The organism is Xanthomonas bonasiae (assembly GCF_017163705.1).
Taxonomy (GTDB): Bacteria; Pseudomonadota; Gammaproteobacteria; order Xanthomonadales; family Xanthomonadaceae; genus Xanthomonas_A; species Xanthomonas_A bonasiae.
This window is the reverse complement of the sequence record NZ_JAFIWB010000004.1, coordinates 122890-141112: the sequence shown is the minus strand read 5'-3', so window position 1 is coordinate 141112 and position 18223 is coordinate 122890. Positions and strand designations below refer to the sequence as shown.

Genomic DNA, 18223 nt, shown 5'->3' with positions numbered 1-18223 from the left:
GAAGCCGCTCCTACAAGGTAGTGCGGCGCCCTACCCTGCCCGCCCGGCGCGCAGCCGCCGCGCCACGCCGCTGATCAACGCGATCGCGGCGGTCAGCGCGGCCATCGACAGGAACTGCGCGCGGGTGTCGGGCGAGGCCACCAGCAGGCCGAAGATCACCGCCAGGATCGCCAGCGCCAGCAGGGTCAGCACCGGATAGCCGCGCATGCGGAACGGCAGGCGCGTCCCGGCGCGATCGGCGCGCGCGCGCAGGATCAGCTGCGACAGCAGCGAGATCGTCCACACCAGCAGGCAGGTCGCGCCGACGATGTTCAGCAGCGTCGGCAGCACCCGATTCGGATACAGCAATTCCAGCACCGCGGCGACGAAGCCGAACAGCACGCTCGCCAGCACCGCCAGCAGCGGCACCTGCTGGCGGTTGGTGAAGGCCAGCACGCGCGGCGCCTCGCCGCGCTGCGCCAGCGAGAAGATCATCCGCGAGGCGCCGTACAGATTGGCGTTGAGCGCCGACAGCAGCGCGATCACCGCGATCAGGGTGATGCCGGTGGCCGCGCCGGGAATCTTGGCCGCCTGCAGCACCGCGGCGAACGGCGAACTCAGCGCCTCGCTCTGCCACGGCACCACCGCGATGATCACGCTCAGCGAGCCGATGTAGAACACCAGGATGCGCCAGGCCACGGTGCGGATCGCGCGCGCGATGCTGCGCTCCGGGTCGGCGGTCTCGGCCGCCGCCACCGCCACGATCTCGGTGCCGCCGAAGGCGAACACCACCACCAGCAGCGCCGCGCCGATGCCGGCGGCGCCCTTCGGCGCGAAACCGCCGTTGCCGGTGACGTTGGACCAGCCCGGCGAGGCCACGTTCGGCAGCCAGCCGGCCAGCAGCGCCACGCCGACCAGGATGAAGGCGACGATCGCCACGACCTTGAGGATCGCGAACCAGAATTCGAACTCGCCGAAATTGCGCACGCCGAGCAGGTTGATCGCGGTGAAGGCGGCCATGAACACCACCGCGACCAGCGGCACCGGCAACGCCGGCCAGACCGTGGCCAGCAGCCCGGCCGCACCCACCGCCTCGGCGGCGATCACGATCACCAGCTGCAGCCACCACAACCACCCCACCGTCGCGCCCGCGGTGGCGCCCATCGCATCGGCGGCATACACCGAGAATGCGCCGCTGGCCGGCTTGGCCGCGGCCATCTCGCCCAGCGCGTTCATCACGATGATCACCAGCGCGCCGGCGACCAGGTAGGAAATCAGCACCGCCGGCCCGGCCGCGTGCACGCCCACGCCCGAACCCAGGAACAGGCCGGCGCCGATCGCGCTGCCCAGCCCCATCATGATCAGTTGCCGCGGCTTCAGCGCATGGCGCAACGCAGGCGCGGCGGACGGGGCGGCGGGACCGGGAGGCATGGACGGATGCGGCATCGGGTTCGTCGATTGGCAGGAATCCCGACACGATACCGCGTCGCGATGGTGCCGTGCTCGCCGCCGCGCAGCAGCCGATCCTGAGCGGGTCGCCGGATCTTCCGACCCACGACCGGCGCTGGACGGGCGCGCCTGCGCTCGGTGGCGCCGAGCGTGCGGCGCCGCGTCCGCGCTGTCGAGCGGCGACCGCCCCATCCACTGCGCTGCGCGTTCGCGCGCAGCCGAGAGCAGCGGCGGTGCCGCCACCGGACGCATGCCCGTCGCCCTGCCCTGCACGTTGCCCTGCCCGTCGCTCCGCCCTTCGCGTTCCCTGCCCGTCTCAACCTGCCCGCGCGCGTGCGGACCGGGCACGACCTGCACGGCCGATAGGCGACACCCCGAGTTCGGAGATACGAAACCATGAAATTTCGGCGCGCGCGACGTATGTCGTTGATTTTAGATATTGACAGCGATACTAACGTCAGAAATACTGAACAAAGCGTCGAATCGGAAGCGTTGCCCGACGACCGGCGTAGCGCCGCCCAAAGGCGCTACGCCGATCGTCCGGTACGGCTCCGTCCGCACGCGTGATGGCAGGCCGGGAGATGGCCTGCACCGAGCGGCTCGGCCGGAAAGGACCACGGCTGCCGCCCGGCCCGAGCGCAACGGTCCGCTGCATCAAGACAAGGAGAGACACCATGATCAAACCCCTGTTGACCCTGGCCGTTCTGGCGGTCGCATTCACCGCGGCGCAGACCCACGCCACCGGGCAGAAGCTGGACGCCAACGACACGATCCAAGGCCTGGGCGAACGCGTCCCGGCCGGCAAGAAGAACGTCAGCCTGTCGCCGCTGTTCAAGGTCTACACGTTCGAGAAATCCGGGCTGACCTTTGCCCAGATCAACTCGTCGAAGGACGAGGTGATCACGGTACTCGGGATCACCCCGGGTGCCCAATCGCGCCTGCCGATCGGCCTGGCCGCCGAAGAGCAGCTGATCGTCGTCAACGACGAGAAGGACCGCCCGCTCGGCATGGTCACCGCCGCCGCGAGCTGCCCGTGCAGCGCCACCGTGGTCTACCAGGACGCCAACCAGATGATCGTCGTGGTCTACGGCTCCAACGGCGAGTACATCACCTCGTACGTGCTCCCGCGCACCAAGGCGCCGAGCGCGCCGCAGTAACAGGCCTCACCTGCCTGCATCACAGCGCCGCGGCCGGCGACGGCCGCGGCGTTTTTTGTTGCATGCGCAAGTCCACATTCGACCAAGCAGGATCGCGATCCATAACCGCGTGCAGCTCTGGACGAATCAGACACGCCGGCATTACCGGGACAGCGGACGCTGCATCACCTCATGCATCCGCGCGCGGCACGGGCACCCGCGTCGGCGACGCGCCGCCGGCTCAGGGCAGTTGGTTGCCCGACAAGACCTGTTGCACCACCAGCAGTGCCGGATCGCGGGCATCCACCTGCTGCAGGCGTTGCTCCAGTTCCTCGCTGCTCAGCACACCCTCGCGATGCAGCCATTTGAAGCGGTTGCGGCGCTGCTCGGGATGCTCTTCGGCGAGCATGACGTCGTACTCGCGCCGCAGGTAGCTGGCGCGGCGCTGCTCGATCTGCGCAACGATGCGCTCGCCGTCGGCATTCTTGATCACCAGCAGATTGCCTTTTTCGGTCGGAATGATCAGGTAGTGGGTCACCACGAGGTGATAGGCGCAATAGCAGATCATGCCGACCCACAGCCAGAACGAGGGCGCGAACGCGTGGTATTTCAGCGAGGACATCACGGTCAGCACCAGCCCCAACACGCCCCACAGCAGGCCGGCATTGCGCAGCCACTGGTTGCGTTCGGTCAGCGCCTGGCGGTCGCGGCCGATATCGCCGTAAGCCACCGAGAAGCTGCGGCTGCCGGAACTGTCCTGCACCGAATAGTGCACTTCGTCGTCGCCGAAAACGTAGCCGATACGGTTCGAAAAGCGGCGTTGCTGGATTTCCACGATCTTTCCTTGATCTGCGACGCCCGCCCCCTGCCTGCGCCCATGCGGCAAATATAGCCAAAATCGTGGCGCTGCGCCGCTGCCTGACACGGCGTTTGCCTGGGACAATCGGCCCGTGAAACCTGTGCGACACGCGATGCTTGCGTGCCGCGACGGCAAGCCGCCCTCCGCTCGGAGGGCGGCCAACACCGCAGTGCCGATCAGAACTCCTGCCAATCCTTGTCGTTGGTCACCGCGGCGACCGCCTGCAGGCGACGCGCGGCGGTCGGCGCCGGCGACGGCACCGGACGCGCGTAGCTCCTCGGCTTCGGCGCTATCGCCGGAGTCGGCTGGCGCATCGGCGCGGCGTTGTCTTCCAGCTTGAACAAGGCCACGGCCTGCGCCAGTTCGGTGGCCTGCTGCTCCATCGACCGCGCCGCGGCGCTGGCCTCTTCCACCAGCGCCGCATTCTGCTGCGTGCTTTCGTCCATCTGGGTCACGGTCTGATTGACCTGCTCGATGCCGGCGTACTGCTCCTGCGAGGCGGCGGAGATCTCGCTCATGATGTCGGTGACGCGCTGCACCGAGGACACGATCTCGTGCATGGTCTTGCCGGCCTGGCCGACCAGCGCCGAACCTTCGGCGACCCGGCTCACCGAGTCGTCGATCAGCTCCTTGATCTCCTTGGCCGCGCTGGCCGAACGCTGCGCCAGCGTGCGCACTTCCGAGGCGACCACGGCGAAGCCACGGCCCTGTTCGCCGGCGCGCGCCGCTTCCACCGCCGCATTGAGCGCGAGAATGTTGGTCTGGAAGGCGATGCCGTCGATGACGCTGATGATGTCGGCGATCCTCTTCGAGGAAGCTTCGATGCCGCTCATCGTGGTCACCACCTGGCCGACCACCTCGCCACCTTCCGACGCCACCGTCGCGGCGCCGACCGCGAGCTGGTTGGCCTGGCGCGCGTGTTCGGCGTTTTGCTTGACCGTGGAGGTCAGTTCCTCCATCGAGGCGGCGGTTTCCTCCAGGCTGGCGGCCTGCTGTTCGGTACGCCGCGACAGGTCGTCGTTGCCGGTCGCGATCTCGCTGGCCGCGGCGTTGATCGACACCGCCGAGTGCTTGATCCGGCTGACGATCTCGGACAGCTGCTCGGCCGTGGCGTTGGCATCGTCGCGCATCTGCGCGAACACGCCGCGGAACTCGCCGTGCATGCGCGCGGTCAGGTCGCCGGCGGCGATGGATTGCAGCAGGGCCGACAAGGACTGCAGATTGCCGTCGGCGGTCGTCATCAGCTGGTTGAGGCTCTCGACCATGATGCGGAAGTCGAACTGGAAACTGTCCGCATCGCCGCGGGCGCTGAAGTCGCCGTCGGCGGCGGACTGCGCCAGCTGCCTGATCTGGCCGTTCATCGCCGACAGGTTGGCCTTCACCTCGTCCATGGTCTGGGTCAGCACGGCCTTCTCGCCAGGCAGGCGGTCCATGTCCTGGCTGAGGTCGCCGATCGCGTAGCGGCCCATGATCTGCATCAACTTCATCTTGATCTCGATATGCGAGCCGACCACGGCGTTGGTTTCCGCGGCCATGCGTCCGTAGTCGCCGGGGAACGCGGCGGCGTCCATGCGGAAGCTGATCTGACCGGCATCGTGGCGCTTGGCCATGTCCAGCTGTGCGGCGATCAGGCTGCGCAACTGATGCTGCATGCCATGCATCGCGCCGAGCAGGCGCCCGGTTTCGTCGGTAGCCTGGGTCTGCACGTCGTTGTCCAGGTCGCCACGTGCGATCGCTTCGGCGGCGCGGGTGGCGCGGCTCAGCGGTACGGTGAGGCTGCGGGTGATCAGCCAGGCCAGCAGCGCGCTGACCACGACCACCACCACGCCGCCGCTGATCAGCATGGCGCGGCCACGATCCATCGCCGAGCTAGCGGCGGCATAGGCGCTCGCACCACGCACGCGCTGCCGTTCCGAATACGCGTTGATCGCGTCCTGCCACTGCTGGGTGGCCGGCGCGGCCTGCTTCATCAGTACCTGCAGCGCCTCGTCGGGCTTGTCGTTCATGCCCAGATCCAGCACTTGCTGGTTGGCGGCGCGCGAGCGCTCGTAACCGAGATCGATCTGCCTGCGCATCTCCGCGCCGGTGGCATCGGTCACCGGAATCGCATAGAGCTTGTCGTGGGTCTCGCTGTAGTTCTGCTGCTGCTGCTCGACGCGCTTGGCGAACTGGATGTTTTCTTCCTGCGTCGTCGGCAGGACGATATTGCGCAGGTTGACCGCGATGATCGAACTGGCCTCGCGCATCGCGCTGGTGTACTCGAGGATGGTCATGTTGCGGTTGACGATACTGTCCATGCGTTCACGCGCTTGCGCCAGGGTCATCAACCCGGCGACGACGAGCGCGCAGGAAAGCAGGATGAGTACGCCGAAGGCCGCGGAGAGGCGCGTACCGACGTTGTAGCGTTGAAGAAATCCGATCATGGGGTACCTGCCAGGGGATGGAATGGAAACGCGCTACGAGTTCGAAGATGCGGAACCGGGCACGAAATGGAACACATCGCGAAGCTGCGACGCAGCGTGGACTGCAGGCCGAATCTTGAAAATTCTTGCCCACTGCGCGCGAAGCCAGCGCCGATGCTTGGGCGAAGTAACGGCGACCGCATTGGATTCTTGATGCGCATTGACACAGATTTTTTTGAATGCCGTCACGGACATCATCGTGATGTGAATCCGAAGTTGCGGACGGATCCGGAAAGCGGGAAAACGGTGAAATCAACGTGAAAAACGCGCAAGGCCGGCAGCGACGGCGTCATGACGTCGCGCATCCTTGGCTGGCGGCCATAGCGCGGCTCGGCCAGGTCGATCGCCGCATCGGCGGCCGCGCTCTTCACGCGTCTTGCACCGCAAGTTCGCGTTCTGCAGCATGCGCGCAAGACGCAGCGCCACGTGCCCGCGAACGAATCGCGCGGACGCATGGCGTGACGCGAGAAGCGCAAGCCGCTAGTCCGGATTGGTGCTCACAGCGGCCGTGGCGATGACCTTGGCCTTGGTCTGCGCCGCCGTGACGCGGTGTACCTATAGCCCAGCGGCTGCAGGAGCGGCTTGGACGAGATCCAGGTGACGGAACAGCGCGGGCAGCGCCGCGGCGGTGGCGTCGAACATGGGACGTGGTTTCTTCCCCGTCGATGCGGAATGCCGGGGTGGACCGGCAGGCGGCTCAACATCACGCCGCCGCGAAAACACAGCAAGCCCGACGGCGTGAGGCGCGTCGGTCGATCGAGATAGCATTGCGGGCGGCGGCGCGGCGTCCGCTGCCGGATACCGCGGCAACTGGCCCGCACTTCCAGCACGACATGCGATGCGTGTGCTGGACAGCACGCCGCCCCCCGGCTGGAGGGCGGCGAGCAGCGCATACGCCGATCAGAACTCCTGCCAGTCCTTGTCGGTGGCCACCGCGGCGACGGACTGCAGGCGACGCGCAGTGGCTGGCGCCGGCGCCGGGCGGGCGTAGTTCCTCGGCTTCGGCGCCTTCGCCAGGGTCGGCTGGCGCACCGGCGCGGCGTTCTCTTCCAGCTTGAACAAGGCCACCGCCTGGGTCAGTTCGGTCGCCTGCTGCTCCATCGAGCGCGCCGCGGCGCTGGCCTCTTCCACCAGCGCCGCATTCTGCTGCGTGCTCTCGTCCATCTGGGTCACGGTCTGGTTGACCTGCTCGATGCCGGCGTACTGCTCCTGCGAGGCCGCGGAGATCTCGCTCATGATGTCGGTCACGCGCTGCACCGAGGACACGATCTCGTGCATGGTCTTGCCGGCCTGGCCGACCAGCGCCGAGCCTTCGGCGACCCGGCTCACCGAGTCGTCGATCAGGTCCTTGATCTCCTTGGCCGCCCCCGTCGAACGCTGGGCGAGGGTGCGCACTTCGCTGGCGACCACGGCGAAGCCGCGGCCTTGCTCACCGGCGCGCGCCGCCTCCACCGCGGCATTCAAGGCAAGGATGTTGGTCTGGAAGGCGATGCCGTCGATGACGCTGATGATGTCGGCGATCCTCTTCGAGGAGGCCTCGATGCCGCTCATCGTGGTCACCACCTGGCCGACCACCTCGCCGCCCTGCGACGCGACCGCGCCAGCGCCCACTGCGAGCTGATTGGCCTGGCGTGCATGCTCGGCGTTCTGCTTCACGGTGGAGGTCAGTTCCTCCATCGAGGCAGCGGTCTCTTCCAGGCTGGCCGCCTGCTGCTCGGTGCGCCGCGACAGGTCGTCGTTGCCGGCGGCGATCTCGGTGGCGGCGGCGTTGATCGACACCGCCGAATGCTTGATCCGGCCGACGATCTCCGACAACTGCTCGGCGGTGGCATTGGCGTCGTCGCGCATCTGCGCGAACACGCCGCGGAACTCGCCGTGCATGCGCGCGGTCAGGTCGCCGGCGGCGATGGATTGCAGCAACGCCGACAAGGATTGCAGGTTGCCATCGGCGGTGGTCATCAGCTGGTTGAGGCTTTCGACCATGACCCGGAAGTCGAACTGGAAGCGCTCGGCATCGCCGCGCGCGCTGAAGTCGCCGTCGGCGGCGGATTGCGCCAGCTGCTTGATCTGGCCGTTCATCGCCGACAGGTTGGCCTTCACTTCGTCCATGGTCCGGGTGAACGTCGCCTTCTCGCCGGGCAGGCGGTCCATGTCCTGATCGAGGTCGCCGACCGCATAGCGGCCCATGATCTGCGCCAGCTTCAGCTGCACCGCGACATGCGAGCCGACCACGGCATTGGTTTCCGCGGCCATGCGCCCGTAGTCGCCGGGGAACGCCTGCGCATCGATGCGATGGCTGATTTCGCCGGCATCGTGGCGCTTGGCCATCTCCAGTTGCGCGCCGATCAGGCTGCGCAGCTGGTGTTGCATGCCGTGCATCGCGCCAAGCAGGCGCCCGGTTTCGTCGGTGGCCTGGGTCTGCACATCGTTGTCCAGGTCGCCACGTGCGATCGCTTCGGCAGCGCGGGTGGCGCGGCTCAGCGGCACGGTCAGGCTGCGGGTGATCAGCCAGGCCAGCACACAGCTGATCAGGATCACGATGACGCCGCCGGCGATCAGCATGCCGCGGCCGCGGTCCATCGCCGCGTTGGCGGCGGCGTAGGCGCTCGCGCCACGCTGGCGCTGCCGCTCCGAATATGTGGTGATCGCCTCCTGCCACTTGTCCGTCGCGGGACCGGCCTGCTCCGTCAGCACGAGCAGGGCCTGCTCGTCCTTGTCTTCCATCCCCAGATCCAACACCGACTGGTTGGCCACGCGCGAGTTCTGGTAGCCGAGATCGATCTGCCTGCGCATCTCCGCGCCAGTGCTGTCGGTGACCGGTATCGCGTAGAGCTTGTCGTGCGCTTCGCTGTAACGCGCGCGCTCCTGCTCGATGATCTTCGCGAAATGGAGGTTCTGCCCGTGCGTGGTCGGCAGGACGATATTGCGCAGGTTGATGGCGATGATCGCGCTGGCCTCGCGCATTTCGCCGGTATACGCCAGGATCGTGTTGCGCTTGACGATGTTTTCCATCTGGTTGCGCGACTGCGCCAGCGTGATCAGCCCGGCAACGACGAGCCCGCAGGAGAGCAGGATGAGCAGGCCGAAGGCAGAGGAAAGGCGCGTACCGACGTTGTAGCGCTGAAGAAATCCGATCATGGAGGTACCTAGTGGGGGAAATGGAATAGAAAGGCGCCTCCACTGGTCGAGTGCGGAAATGGGCACGAAATCGAGGGGCCGCGGAGCCCTGACACAACGCGAGCGCCGAGCCGAATGTTTCAATTTCGAGACATTTTTACGCAACGCAAGTATCGGCGCTTGGGCGATGTAACGGCGATCGCCGCGAATTCTTGATGCGCAATTTCGCACATTTTATTGAATGCCCTCACATACGTGAAAGGCGTGTGGAGATCGACCGGCGAAGTGACTGCGACACGCCCGGATCGATGAATTCCACGTGAAAAATGCACCTACAAGGCGCGACGGCGACGGGATCGTGATACCCAGCGGCGAGTCGTTGCGACCCGCACGCCGTTCCGAACCTGGCCTAAACCGAGCGGCCGATGCGGCGCGGATCCGCGCACACGCAGCTAGCATCGCATGCGCGGTGCGCACGCGGATGGACCGCATGCGGCCGCTCCGGACAGCGCCGGGCGGCCGCACGGCCGTCGGGCGGCCTACTCCGCCAGGTTGGTGCCCGCGCCGGCCGTGGCGATGACCTTGGCCTTGACCTGCGCCGCCGGAATCGCGGTATAGACGTAGCCGAGCGGCTGCGGGAACGTCTTCGACGAAATCCAGGTGGTGGCGTTGGCGTAGGGCTTGCTGGTGCTGTCCGGCACGCTCCAGGTGATGCCGCCGCCGACGTAGTTGTTGATCAGGTCCCAGTAGCCGATTTCGCTGCTGTCGCGCGAGGTCACCGGATTCTTCGCGTTCTCGAAGTAGTTGGCCTCGACCAGCGCGATCCCGCCCATGCGCACGTTGATGCCGGAGGTGAGCACGTTGTTGAAGTAGTTGTTGTAGATGTGGCTCAGCCCGCGGCGCTGCAGCGGCAGCCGCGACTCCACGTTCTCGAAGCGGTTGTGATGATAGGTGGTGCGTGCGGCCGCGTTCTTGGTGTCGTTGTCGCTGTAGCCGTTGAGCGCGACCTTCTGGTAGTCGTGCACGTAGTTGTACGACACGGTGACGTGGTGGACGCCCTTCTTCATGTCGATGCCGCCGTCGAAGGACGCGTCGCCGGCGCCGGAGCACTTGGTCAGCGAGGCGAACAAGGTGTTGTGGTCGACCCAGATATTGGACGGCTCGCCGCTGGAGTTGCCTTCCAGCGAGATCGAGTCGGCGTCCTCGCCGCCGGGCAGCAGGCCGATGGTCATGTTGCGGATGATGATGTTGTGCGCATTGCCCACCACCCACAGGCCGAAATTCGCCGACGAGCCGTTGGCGCCCTTGATGGTGATGTTGCTCTTGTTCTTGATCTGCACGGTATTGGCCGGCAACTGCCACTGCGCGCAGACGTTGCCGATGCTGGCGAAGTTGAACTGGCCGGTGTAGTTCAGCACCAGGCCGCCGCTGCCGGAGTAGTTGTCGATGGCGGCCTGCATCGCCTGCATCGTGGCGACGTTGATCGGGGTCGTGTTGCCGCCGCCGGTGGTGGCGGCGCCGTAGCCGACCGGGCCGGCGACAGCCGGCGATACGCAGAAAACCAGGGCAAGCGCGAGCGCGCCCTTGAGCGGCTGGATGTTCATCAGACTCTCCCATCTTGCAGCGATAGATGCCTGGCGCCCTCGCGGATGCGATGGGCGATGGCACGGGGCGTGGGGGCCGGGCGCAGTCTTCGCCCGGCTCGGCGCCGGCGCAATCGGCCGAAACGGGAAGCTAGATCCGCACCTACGATCGCGCCGCAAGACATGCGAAACAGACACGAACGGACAGATGGAGACAGACAACGACAGGCGAAGACAGGTGCCTGCAACGCGCTCGCGCGCGACGTTGCGGGCGTGCCGACTACGACGAAGAACCGCGACGCAGCGTCATCGGCGCGACGCTCGGCGCCACCCGACGAGCGCGCTCGCTTCGCCGCGGAGACATTCGCGCGCCATTGGCGCATCCGCCCCACATGCGGCCGATGTTGCGCGTGCAGCATGGACCGGCGCAGGCGATGTCGGCCGAGCGCTGCCGCCAACGGCCGCCCGGACGATCGGGAACGCTATGGGCCAGTCGGTGCCGGCGTGATCCTGCCATGCTCGCGCGCTGCCCACGCCACGCGCTTCTGCGCGGATCCGAGCAGCGCGGTGGTCCGACTGTTGTGCGGTCGCGCGGTGTAGAGGATCCACTTGGGCAAGCCGGGCAGACGCGCGTCGGCGTATGCGGCGCGCCCGTGGTCGAAACGCAACAGGCGATAGACCCAGAACAGATGCGGCTTGCGGTCGCGGGTCAGCGACGCATCGGCCCAGACCGGCACCAGCTGCAGCAGTCCGCAGCCGGCGCGGTGCGGCAGCGCCCGGTAATCATCGGCGCTGGGCTCGTGGGTCTCCACGTCGATCGACCGGTAGCCGTTGGCATCGGACAGCAGCACCCGGCGCCACGCGTTGCCGCCGGCCAGGCCGACCCCGCCGCTGCCGAGGGTGACGATGAAATCCGGCCGTCGGTCGTGGTTGAGATCCACCGTTTCCACGCCATGGAACCCCATCGGCGAGCCGCTCAAGGCGACCGGCGCGACCAGGGCGCGATCGTGCGCATCGAACAGCTGCAGCGTCGGCATACCGGTGACGTCGAGCTGCAGGCGGATGCCGGCATGGCGATAGGTCGTGATCCCATCCCAGCGCATCTCGCCGCCATCGGCCGGCTCCAGCGCCTGCAGCTTGCAGGCCGCGCTCGGCGGCGTGCCGGCCCAAGGCGGATATTGCGGATGCCAGGCGCTGGCGAGCGGCGCGGCCGCCAGCAGGCACAGCAGCGCGGCCAGACGCGACACGCCGCCGCGCCATCGCGGCAACAGGCGCGCGCGTGGCGGCGCCGTCGTCGCGTGGAGCAGGCGAATGCGCATGGCCCGCGCAACGCGCGACGCCCTGCCCGGCGTTACGGCACTGCATGCGGCGATCGCTACGGCGGCGGCACGGGTTCGCAAGATCCTTCTCCCTGCGTGCGAACGCACGCGGACGCGTGCGGCGCGGCACGATCGCCGCGCCGGCGGCACGGCGCAAGCGGCGCGCAACCGCCAGGCGCCGTGGTGCCCGCGGACTCAGCCTACCGCGTCGATCGCGTTGTCGCCCCGATCGGCGTCGGGCAGGCGGTGGTCCGGATCCAGGGTCACGTGCAGCACCTTCTGCGTGCTCGGCACGCGGATCTGCGGCTGGGTCTGCTGGATCCAGGTCTCCACCGGCACGCGCTGGTCGAGATGGCTGCCGTCGGCGAAGTCGATGCGCAGCGTCGCCGGCATCACCAGCTTCTGCCTGCTCTGCAAGGTCACCAGCAGGCCCTTCGCCGGGTCGTGCTCGACATAGCTGGCCGCGCGCACGCCCATGTCCAGCTGCCAGTTGTTGAGATACCAGCCGCGCCACCACCACGCCAGGTCCTCGCCGGACTCGCTTTCCATCAGCCGGAAGAAATCCGAGGGAGTCGGATGCTTGTACGCCCAGGTGGCGATGTACTTGCGGAACGCCGGGTCGAAGCGCTCTGGGCCGAGGATCTGTTCGCGCAACAGCACCAGGCCCAGCGCGCCTTTGAAATAGGTCAGCGGATGCCGGTAGGTCTCGCTGGTGGCGTCGGCGCGGTCGAGCAGGTTGGGCGCCTGCGCATCGGCCAGCAGCGGCAGGATCTCGTCGACCGGGTTGCCGCCCTTCGGCGCGTACTCGCTGTCGCGCTTGGGTGCGAATTCGCCGTGGTTGACCGCATCGGAGGCGTAGACGTCGATGAAGGTGTTGAAGCCTTCGTCCATGAACGCGTAGCGGCGTTCGTTGGAGCCGACGATCATCGGGAACCAGCCGTGGCCCAGCTCGTGCGCGGTGATCCAGAACAGGTCCTTGCCGCCGTCGTGCATGTCGTCGAAGACGATGCCCGGATATTCCATGCCGGCGCCATGGCCGCCGAGGTTCACCGCGACCGGCCACGGATACGGATACCACTGCGAGAAGTGCTCGATCGACGCCTTGACGAACTCGGTGGAGCGGTCCCACTTGTCGGCGCCGACGCCTTCGCGCGGATACACCGACATCGCCAGCGCATGCTTGCCTTCCGGCAGGTTGATGCGCGCCGCGTCCCAGACGAACGCCGGCGAGGCGGCGAAGGCCACGTCGCGGGTATGCGCCATGTGGAAGCGCCAGGTCTGGGTGCCGCTGGCGGTGGGCCGGCTGGCCGCATCGCCGATTTCGGCGGCGCTGCGGATCACCACGGTGCGGTCGCTGGCCGCGGCCTGGGCCAGGCGCTGGCGCTGCGTGGCGGTGAGCACCTGCGCCGGGTTCACCAGCTCGCCGGACCCGGCGACCAGGTAGTTCCACGGCACCGTCACCGCGTAGTCGAAGTCGCCGTATTCCAGGTAGAACTCCGCGCCCAGGTAGGGCTGCGTGTCCCAGCCGCGCTGGTCGTCGTACACCGCCATGCGCGGATACCACTGCGCGATCTCGTAGATGTCGCCGTCGCCGGCCGGGGTGACCGCGGTGCGCCCGCCCCAGGTGCCGGGCACCGTGTAGGCGTAGTCGATATGCAGTTTCAGCGCCTTGCCGGCGCCGGCCAGCGGCTGCGGCAGGTCCACGCGCATGCGCGTGTCGTCGACCAGGAAGTTGGCCGGCACGCGCTTGCCGCCCTGCTCCACTTCCACCTTGGCGATGCGATAGCCGTCGCTGGCCGGGGCCGGCGGCCGTTCCGCCCGCGCCGGGCGCACGCCGCGGGCGCGCGCGTCGGCGCGGTAGATGTTCTGGTCCAGCTGCAGCCACAGCACGTCCAGCGTGTCCGGGCTGCGGTTGCTGTAGGTGATGGTTTCCTGGCCGCTGAGCGTGCGCGTGGCCGGATCGATACTGGCGTGCAGGTCGTAATCGGCGCGGTTCTGCCAGTACAGCGGCCCGGGCACGCCGCCGCCGCTGCGATAGGCCGTGGCCGGTTGCGGCAATTGCAGCGGCGCGAACAGGGCCAGCGGGTCGTAGCCGCCGGCGGGGGCGGCGGCGGCCGGCGCGGCGGCGCTGGCCTGGGCGAAGGCGACGAAGGAAGCGCAAGCCGCGGCGAAACCGGCGCGGCGCAGGACATGGATCATGTGGGGCGTCCGTGGGGAGGATCGCCCCCGATGGTAGGCCGAAACGGCGTGGCGCGGATGTGCCAGTCAGCCTGTGGGAGCGACTTCAGTCGCGACAGGCTTTATTGACAAGGCCCGTCGCGACTGAAGTCGCTCCCACACGTTCTGTCGCGATCACACGCTCGCGCTCACCCCAACAACGTCTCCAGCACCGCCATGCGCACCGCCACGCCGTTGGCGACCTGGCGCAGCACGCAGGACTGCGGACCGTCGGCGACCTCGTCGGTGATCTCCACGCCGCGGTTGATCGGGCCCGGATGCAGCACCACCGCGCCCGGCGCGGCGCGGCGCAGGCGTTCGGCGGTGAGGCCGTACTGGGCGTGGTAGCCCTCCAGCGAGGCCACCAGGCCTTCCTCCATGCGCTCGCGCTGCAGGCGCAGCATCATCACCGCGTCCACGCCGTCGAGCATGGCGTCGAAGTCGTCGCCGACCACGCAGCCATCCAGGGTGCCGTCGTCGGGCAGCAATGCCTGCGGGCCGCACACGCGCACTTCGCCGGCGCCGAGCGTGCGCAGCGCATGCAGGTCCGAACGCGCCACGCGCGAGTGCCTGACGTCGCCGACGATGACCAGCTTGAGCTTGGAGAAATCGCCGCCCTTGGCGTGGCGCAGGGTCAGCATGTCGAGCAGGCCCTGGGTGGGATGCGCGCTGCGGCCGTCGCCGGCGTTGATCAGCGCGGTGCCCTCGCCGGCCGCTTCAGCCAGGCGCTCGACCGCGCCGTCCTCGGGATGGCGCACGACGAAGCCGCGCACGCCCATCGCTTCCAGGTTCTTCAGCGTGTCGCGCGCGGTCTCGCCCTTGCGCGTGGACGAGGTCGAGGCGTCGAAGTTCAGCACGTCCGCGCCGAGTCGCTGCGCGGCCAGCTGGAACGAGCTGCGGGTGCGCGTGGACGGTTCGAAGAACAGCGTGCACACGGCGGTGCCGGCCAGCACGTTGCGCTTGCCGACCCGGCCCACCGCCGCGTCGCGGATCTGCCCGGCGCGGTCCAGCAGTTGCAGCAAGGTCGCGCGCGGCAGGCCTTCCAGGGTCAGCAGGTGGCGCAGGCGCCCGTTCGAATCGAGTTGCGGGTCAGTCATGGCGGGTCCGGGCAGGGAATCAGGAAATGGGAGTGGCGTCGTCGGGCGCGGCCAGCCAGCGCTCGATGATCACCGCGGCGGCCACCGCGTCCAGCGCGGCGGCATCGCGGCGGCGCTTGCGGCCGGCGGCGCGGTCCACCGCGAAGCGCTTGGCCGCCTCGACCGAACTGGAGCGCTCGTCGACCAGCACCACCGGCAGCTTGTAACGGGCGCCGAGTTCGCGGGCGAAGGCATGCGCGCGCTTCCGGTTGGGCTGGTCGGCGCCTTCCAGGGTCAGCGGGTCGCCGACCACCAGGCCGTGCGGGCGCCATTCGGCGTGCAGGCGGTCCAGCGCCGGCCAGTCCGGCCCCTGCGCGTGCACATCGACCACGGCCAGGGCGCGCGCGCCGCTGCCGAAGCTGCTGCCGACGGCCACGCCGATGCGGCGGTTGCCGACGTCGAAACCGAGCACGGTGCCGTCGCGGCGAATCGTGCCGGCGGCGGCGCTGTCCGCAGCGGGCGCGCCGGGCTCAGGCATGTCCGCTGTAGTCGGTGAGGCGGAACAGGTCCACGCCGATGCGGCCGGCCGCGGTCTGCCAGCGCCGCTCCAGCGGCAGCTCGAACAGCAGTTCGGCGTCGGCCGGCGCGGTCAGCCAGCTGTTCTCGCCCAGTTCGTATTCGAGCTGTCCGGCGCCCCAGCCGGCGCAGCCCAGCGCGACCACCGCGTTGCGCGGACCGTCGCCGCGCGCCATCGCTTCGAGCACGTCGCGCGAGGTGGTCAGGAACAGGCCGTCGCCGAACGCCAGGCTCGAATCCCAGGCGCGTTCGCCGTCGTGGATCACGAAGCCGCGTTCCGGATGCACCGGCCCGCCGCTGAGCACCACCTGCTCGCGCAGCGTGTCGTCGATGGTGTCGATGCCCATCTGCGCCAGCACTTCGCCCAGCGTGTATTCGGAGGCGCGGTTGACCAGCACGCCCATCGCGCCGTTGGCGTCGTGCTGGCAGATCAGGGCCACACCGCGCGCGAAATTGGGATCGGACAGCGCCGGCAGCGCGATCAGCAGTTGGTTGGCCAGGGGGGTAGGCAAAGCGGACATGGCCCCATTCTATCGTCCCTCCCGCGCCGGCGCTGCGCCGGGCCGGGGCGGACTGCCATAATCGCCCCGATCGCGCACCGCCGCGCCGCCAAGGATGCTGTCTCGCATGGAAACCGCCCCCGATCTGCCGCGCCAGACCCGCGCCTTCATCGTTCTGGTGGCGCTGCTGCAGGGCGCGCTGCTGTACCTGGCCCAGCGTGGCGCCGATGCCGGGTGGTGGCCGTTCGCGGCGCTGGGCGGCCGGGTGTGCTGGTACACCCTGGTGCTGACGGTGCCGACGCTGATCCTGCTGTCGGTGCGGCGCCTGGGCGAATTGCGCCTGTGGCAGCACGCGATCGCCCTGGCCTTGCTGGTGGCGGCGCTGTCGGCCTGGGCCGCGTGGAGCGCCACCGGCGCGCCCGGGCTGCGCAGCGAGAAGGTGCTGGTGCCGTTCGGCATGGCCATCGCGCTGGGCATGTTCGTGCTGCTGCCGTGGCTGCAGTGCCGGCTGCAGCATGGCCACTGGCAGGCGCCGTACCGCGAATTGTTCGAACATGCCTGGCAGAACGCGCTGACCCTGGCCCTGGCCTGGCTGTTCGTCGGCATCTGCTGGCTGGTGCTGTGGCTGTGGGGCGCGCTGTTCGCGCTGGTGAAGCTGGAGTTCTTCCGCGAGCTGTTCCGCCAGAGCGCGTTCGTCTATCTCGCCACCGGCATCATGTTCGGCCTGGGCCTGCTGATCGGCCGCACCCAGCAGCGCGCGGTGCAGGTGATGCGGCAGATCCTGTTCGCGATCTGCACCGGGCTGCTGCCGTTGCTGGCGTTCGTGGCGGTGCTGTTCGCGCTGAGCCTGCCGTTCACCGGCCTGCAGCCGCTGTGGGAAACCCGCGCCGCGGCCAAGATCCTGATCGCGCTGGTGGCGGCGCTGGTGGTGTTCGTCAATGCCGTCTACCAGGACGGCGCCGCCACCGCGCCCTATCCGCAATGGCTGCGGCGGCTGATCGACGCCGGCCTGCTGAGCCTGTCGCTGTACGCGCTGCTGGCGTTGTACGCGCTGTGGCTGCGCATCGACCAGTACGGCTGGAGCGCGGAGCGCTTCAACGGCGTGCTGGTGGCGGTGGTCGCCTGCGGCTACGCGTTCGGCTACGCGTGGGCGGTACTGCGCCCGGACGGGCGCTGGCTGCGGCCGCTGGCGCCGGTCAACCGGGTCATGTCCTGGGTGGTGATCGCGCTGGCGCTGGCCACCGCTTCGCCGCTGCTGGACCCGTACCGCATCGTGGCCGGCGACCAGCTGCAACGCTTCGCCGACGGCCGCACCGCGGCCGCTGACGTGGATCTGTATTACCTGCGCTTCGACAGCGGCCGCCGCGGTTACCGGGCGGCGCAGTCGCTACGCGATGCGCCCGGCTTCGCCGAGGACCCGGCGCAGCGCGAACGGCTGCAACGCATCCTGCAGCGCACGCAGCGCTGGGGCGACGACGGCGACGCCAGCGACGAGAAGCGCGCGCAGGAGCGCATCGCCGCTCCGGCCGAACTGCGCCAGCACATCCCGCTCGCCGCCGGCAGCGCCGATCCCGGCGATGGCTGGTGGCAGGCGGTGCTCGCCGGCACCCTGCATGACGGCGGCTGTCGCCAGCGCGAGGACCACTGCGTGCTGCTGGTGCGCGACCTGGACGGCGACGGTAGCGGTGAAGCGCTGCTGTGCAACGACACCGACAACTTCGGCATGGAATGCCGGATCCATGCGCACCGCCAGGACCGCTGGCAGGACGTGGCGCGCGTGCATTTCTCGCCCAGCTCGCCCGATCGCGCGGATGCGCCGTTCGACGCGCTGCGCGCCGGCAAGCTGCAACTGGCGCCGCGGCGCTGGCCGGACCTGACCTTGCCGGATGCGCAGCGCGCCGAAATCTCCCCCGAAGACAACGACCAGGACGACTGACGGAGTCCGCCCGA

At 68.6% G+C, this 18223-nt stretch carries 13 protein-coding genes; 2 read left to right on the top strand and 11 right to left on the bottom strand.

Annotation, left to right across the window (positions count from 1 at the left end):
* Positions 1-30: 30 nt before the first annotated feature.
* The gene (locus JR064_RS06340; protein ID WP_206229163.1) at positions 31-1425 is read right to left on the bottom strand and encodes an amino acid permease; all 1395 of its coding nucleotides are present in this window, start codon (positions 1423-1425) and stop codon (positions 31-33) included.
* A gap of 677 nt (positions 1426-2102) precedes the next feature.
* Between JR064_RS06340 and JR064_RS06335 the strand changes: the two genes are divergently transcribed.
* Complete coding sequence (locus JR064_RS06335; RefSeq protein ID WP_179566255.1) at positions 2103-2585, top strand: hypothetical protein; 483 nt, start codon at positions 2103-2105, stop codon at positions 2583-2585.
* A 220-nt stretch (positions 2586-2805) separates the two neighbouring features.
* Here the strand turns inward: JR064_RS06335 and JR064_RS06330 are convergent, their stop codons facing one another.
* The 10 genes from JR064_RS06330 to JR064_RS06285 form a co-directional block, all read right to left on the bottom strand.
* The gene (locus JR064_RS06330; RefSeq protein WP_191825756.1) at positions 2806-3399 is read right to left on the bottom strand and encodes a hypothetical protein; all 594 of its coding nucleotides are present in this window, start codon (positions 3397-3399) and stop codon (positions 2806-2808) included.
* A 200-nt stretch (positions 3400-3599) separates the two neighbouring features.
* Positions 3600-5846, bottom strand: a complete 2247-nt coding sequence (locus tag JR064_RS06325) for a methyl-accepting chemotaxis protein (RefSeq protein WP_206229162.1) — start codon at positions 5844-5846, stop codon at positions 3600-3602.
* Between the two features lie 233 nt (positions 5847-6079).
* A complete protein-coding gene (locus JR064_RS06320) occupies positions 6080-6256 on the bottom strand; it encodes a hypothetical protein (RefSeq protein ID WP_206229161.1) in 177 nt (58 codons plus the stop codon).
* A gap of 529 nt (positions 6257-6785) precedes the next feature.
* Entirely contained in the window at positions 6786-9023 is a 2238-nt protein-coding gene (locus tag JR064_RS06315) for a methyl-accepting chemotaxis protein (protein WP_206229160.1), read from the bottom strand.
* Positions 9024-9541: 518 nt separating this feature from the next.
* Positions 9542-10606 carry a pectate lyase family protein gene (locus tag JR064_RS06310; RefSeq protein ID WP_206229159.1) on the bottom strand — a complete coding sequence of 355 codons (1065 nt, stop codon included), beginning with the start codon at positions 10604-10606 and terminating at the stop codon, positions 9542-9544.
* Between the two features lie 461 nt (positions 10607-11067).
* Complete coding sequence (locus JR064_RS06305; protein ID WP_206229158.1) at positions 11068-11832, bottom strand: hypothetical protein; 765 nt, start codon at positions 11830-11832, stop codon at positions 11068-11070.
* 267 nt (positions 11833-12099) lie between these two features.
* Positions 12100-14103, bottom strand: a complete 2004-nt coding sequence (locus JR064_RS06300; protein WP_206229157.1) for a M1 family metallopeptidase — start codon at positions 14101-14103, stop codon at positions 12100-12102.
* A gap of 167 nt (positions 14104-14270) precedes the next feature.
* Positions 14271-15218, bottom strand: coding sequence for an aspartate carbamoyltransferase catalytic subunit (locus JR064_RS06295; protein WP_206229156.1), 948 nt, complete (start codon positions 15216-15218; stop codon positions 14271-14273).
* A gap of 19 nt (positions 15219-15237) precedes the next feature.
* Positions 15238-15735: a Holliday junction resolvase RuvX gene (ruvX, locus tag JR064_RS06290; protein WP_179566265.1), complete on the bottom strand. Its 498-nt coding sequence runs from the start codon at positions 15733-15735 to the stop codon at positions 15238-15240.
* Positions 15728-16294 carry a YqgE/AlgH family protein gene (locus tag JR064_RS06285; RefSeq protein WP_179566267.1) on the bottom strand — a complete coding sequence of 189 codons (567 nt, stop codon included), beginning with the start codon at positions 16292-16294 and terminating at the stop codon, positions 15728-15730. Before JR064_RS06285 ends, ruvX begins: the two co-directional genes overlap by 8 nt.
* Before the next feature lie 106 nt (positions 16295-16400).
* On the opposite strand from JR064_RS06285, the gene JR064_RS06280 reads away from it, so the two are divergent.
* Positions 16401-18209 (top strand): DUF4153 domain-containing protein, encoded by a 1809-nt coding sequence (locus JR064_RS06280; RefSeq protein WP_206229155.1) that lies wholly within the window; start codon positions 16401-16403, stop codon positions 18207-18209.
* Positions 18210-18223 lie beyond the last annotated feature (14 nt).

Bases quoted from the DNA above. Each gene is read 5' to 3' on its own strand.
- JR064_RS06340 (WP_206229163.1), bottom strand. From the start codon at position 1,425: ATGCCGCATCCGTCCATGCCTCCCGGTCCCGCCGCCCCGTCCGCCGCG.
- JR064_RS06335 (WP_179566255.1), top strand. From the start codon at position 2,103: ATGATCAAACCCCTGTTGACCCTGGCCGTTCTGGCGGTCGCATTCACC.
- JR064_RS06325 (WP_206229162.1), bottom strand. From the start codon at position 5,846: ATGATCGGATTTCTTCAACGCTACAACGTCGGTACGCGCCTCTCCGCG.
- JR064_RS06315 (WP_206229160.1), bottom strand. From the start codon at position 9,023: ATGATCGGATTTCTTCAGCGCTACAACGTCGGTACGCGCCTTTCCTCT.
- JR064_RS06310 (WP_206229159.1), bottom strand. From the start codon at position 10,606: ATGAACATCCAGCCGCTCAAGGGCGCGCTCGCGCTTGCCCTGGTTTTC.
- JR064_RS06300 (WP_206229157.1), bottom strand. From the start codon at position 14,103: ATGATCCATGTCCTGCGCCGCGCCGGTTTCGCCGCGGCTTGCGCTTCC.
- JR064_RS06295 (WP_206229156.1), bottom strand. From the start codon at position 15,218: ATGACTGACCCGCAACTCGATTCGAACGGGCGCCTGCGCCACCTGCTG.
- ruvX (WP_179566265.1), bottom strand. From the start codon at position 15,735: ATGCCTGAGCCCGGCGCGCCCGCTGCGGACAGCGCCGCCGCCGGCACG.
- JR064_RS06285 (WP_179566267.1), bottom strand. From the start codon at position 16,294: ATGTCCGCTTTGCCTACCCCCCTGGCCAACCAACTGCTGATCGCGCTG.
- JR064_RS06280 (WP_206229155.1), top strand. From the start codon at position 16,401: ATGGAAACCGCCCCCGATCTGCCGCGCCAGACCCGCGCCTTCATCGTT.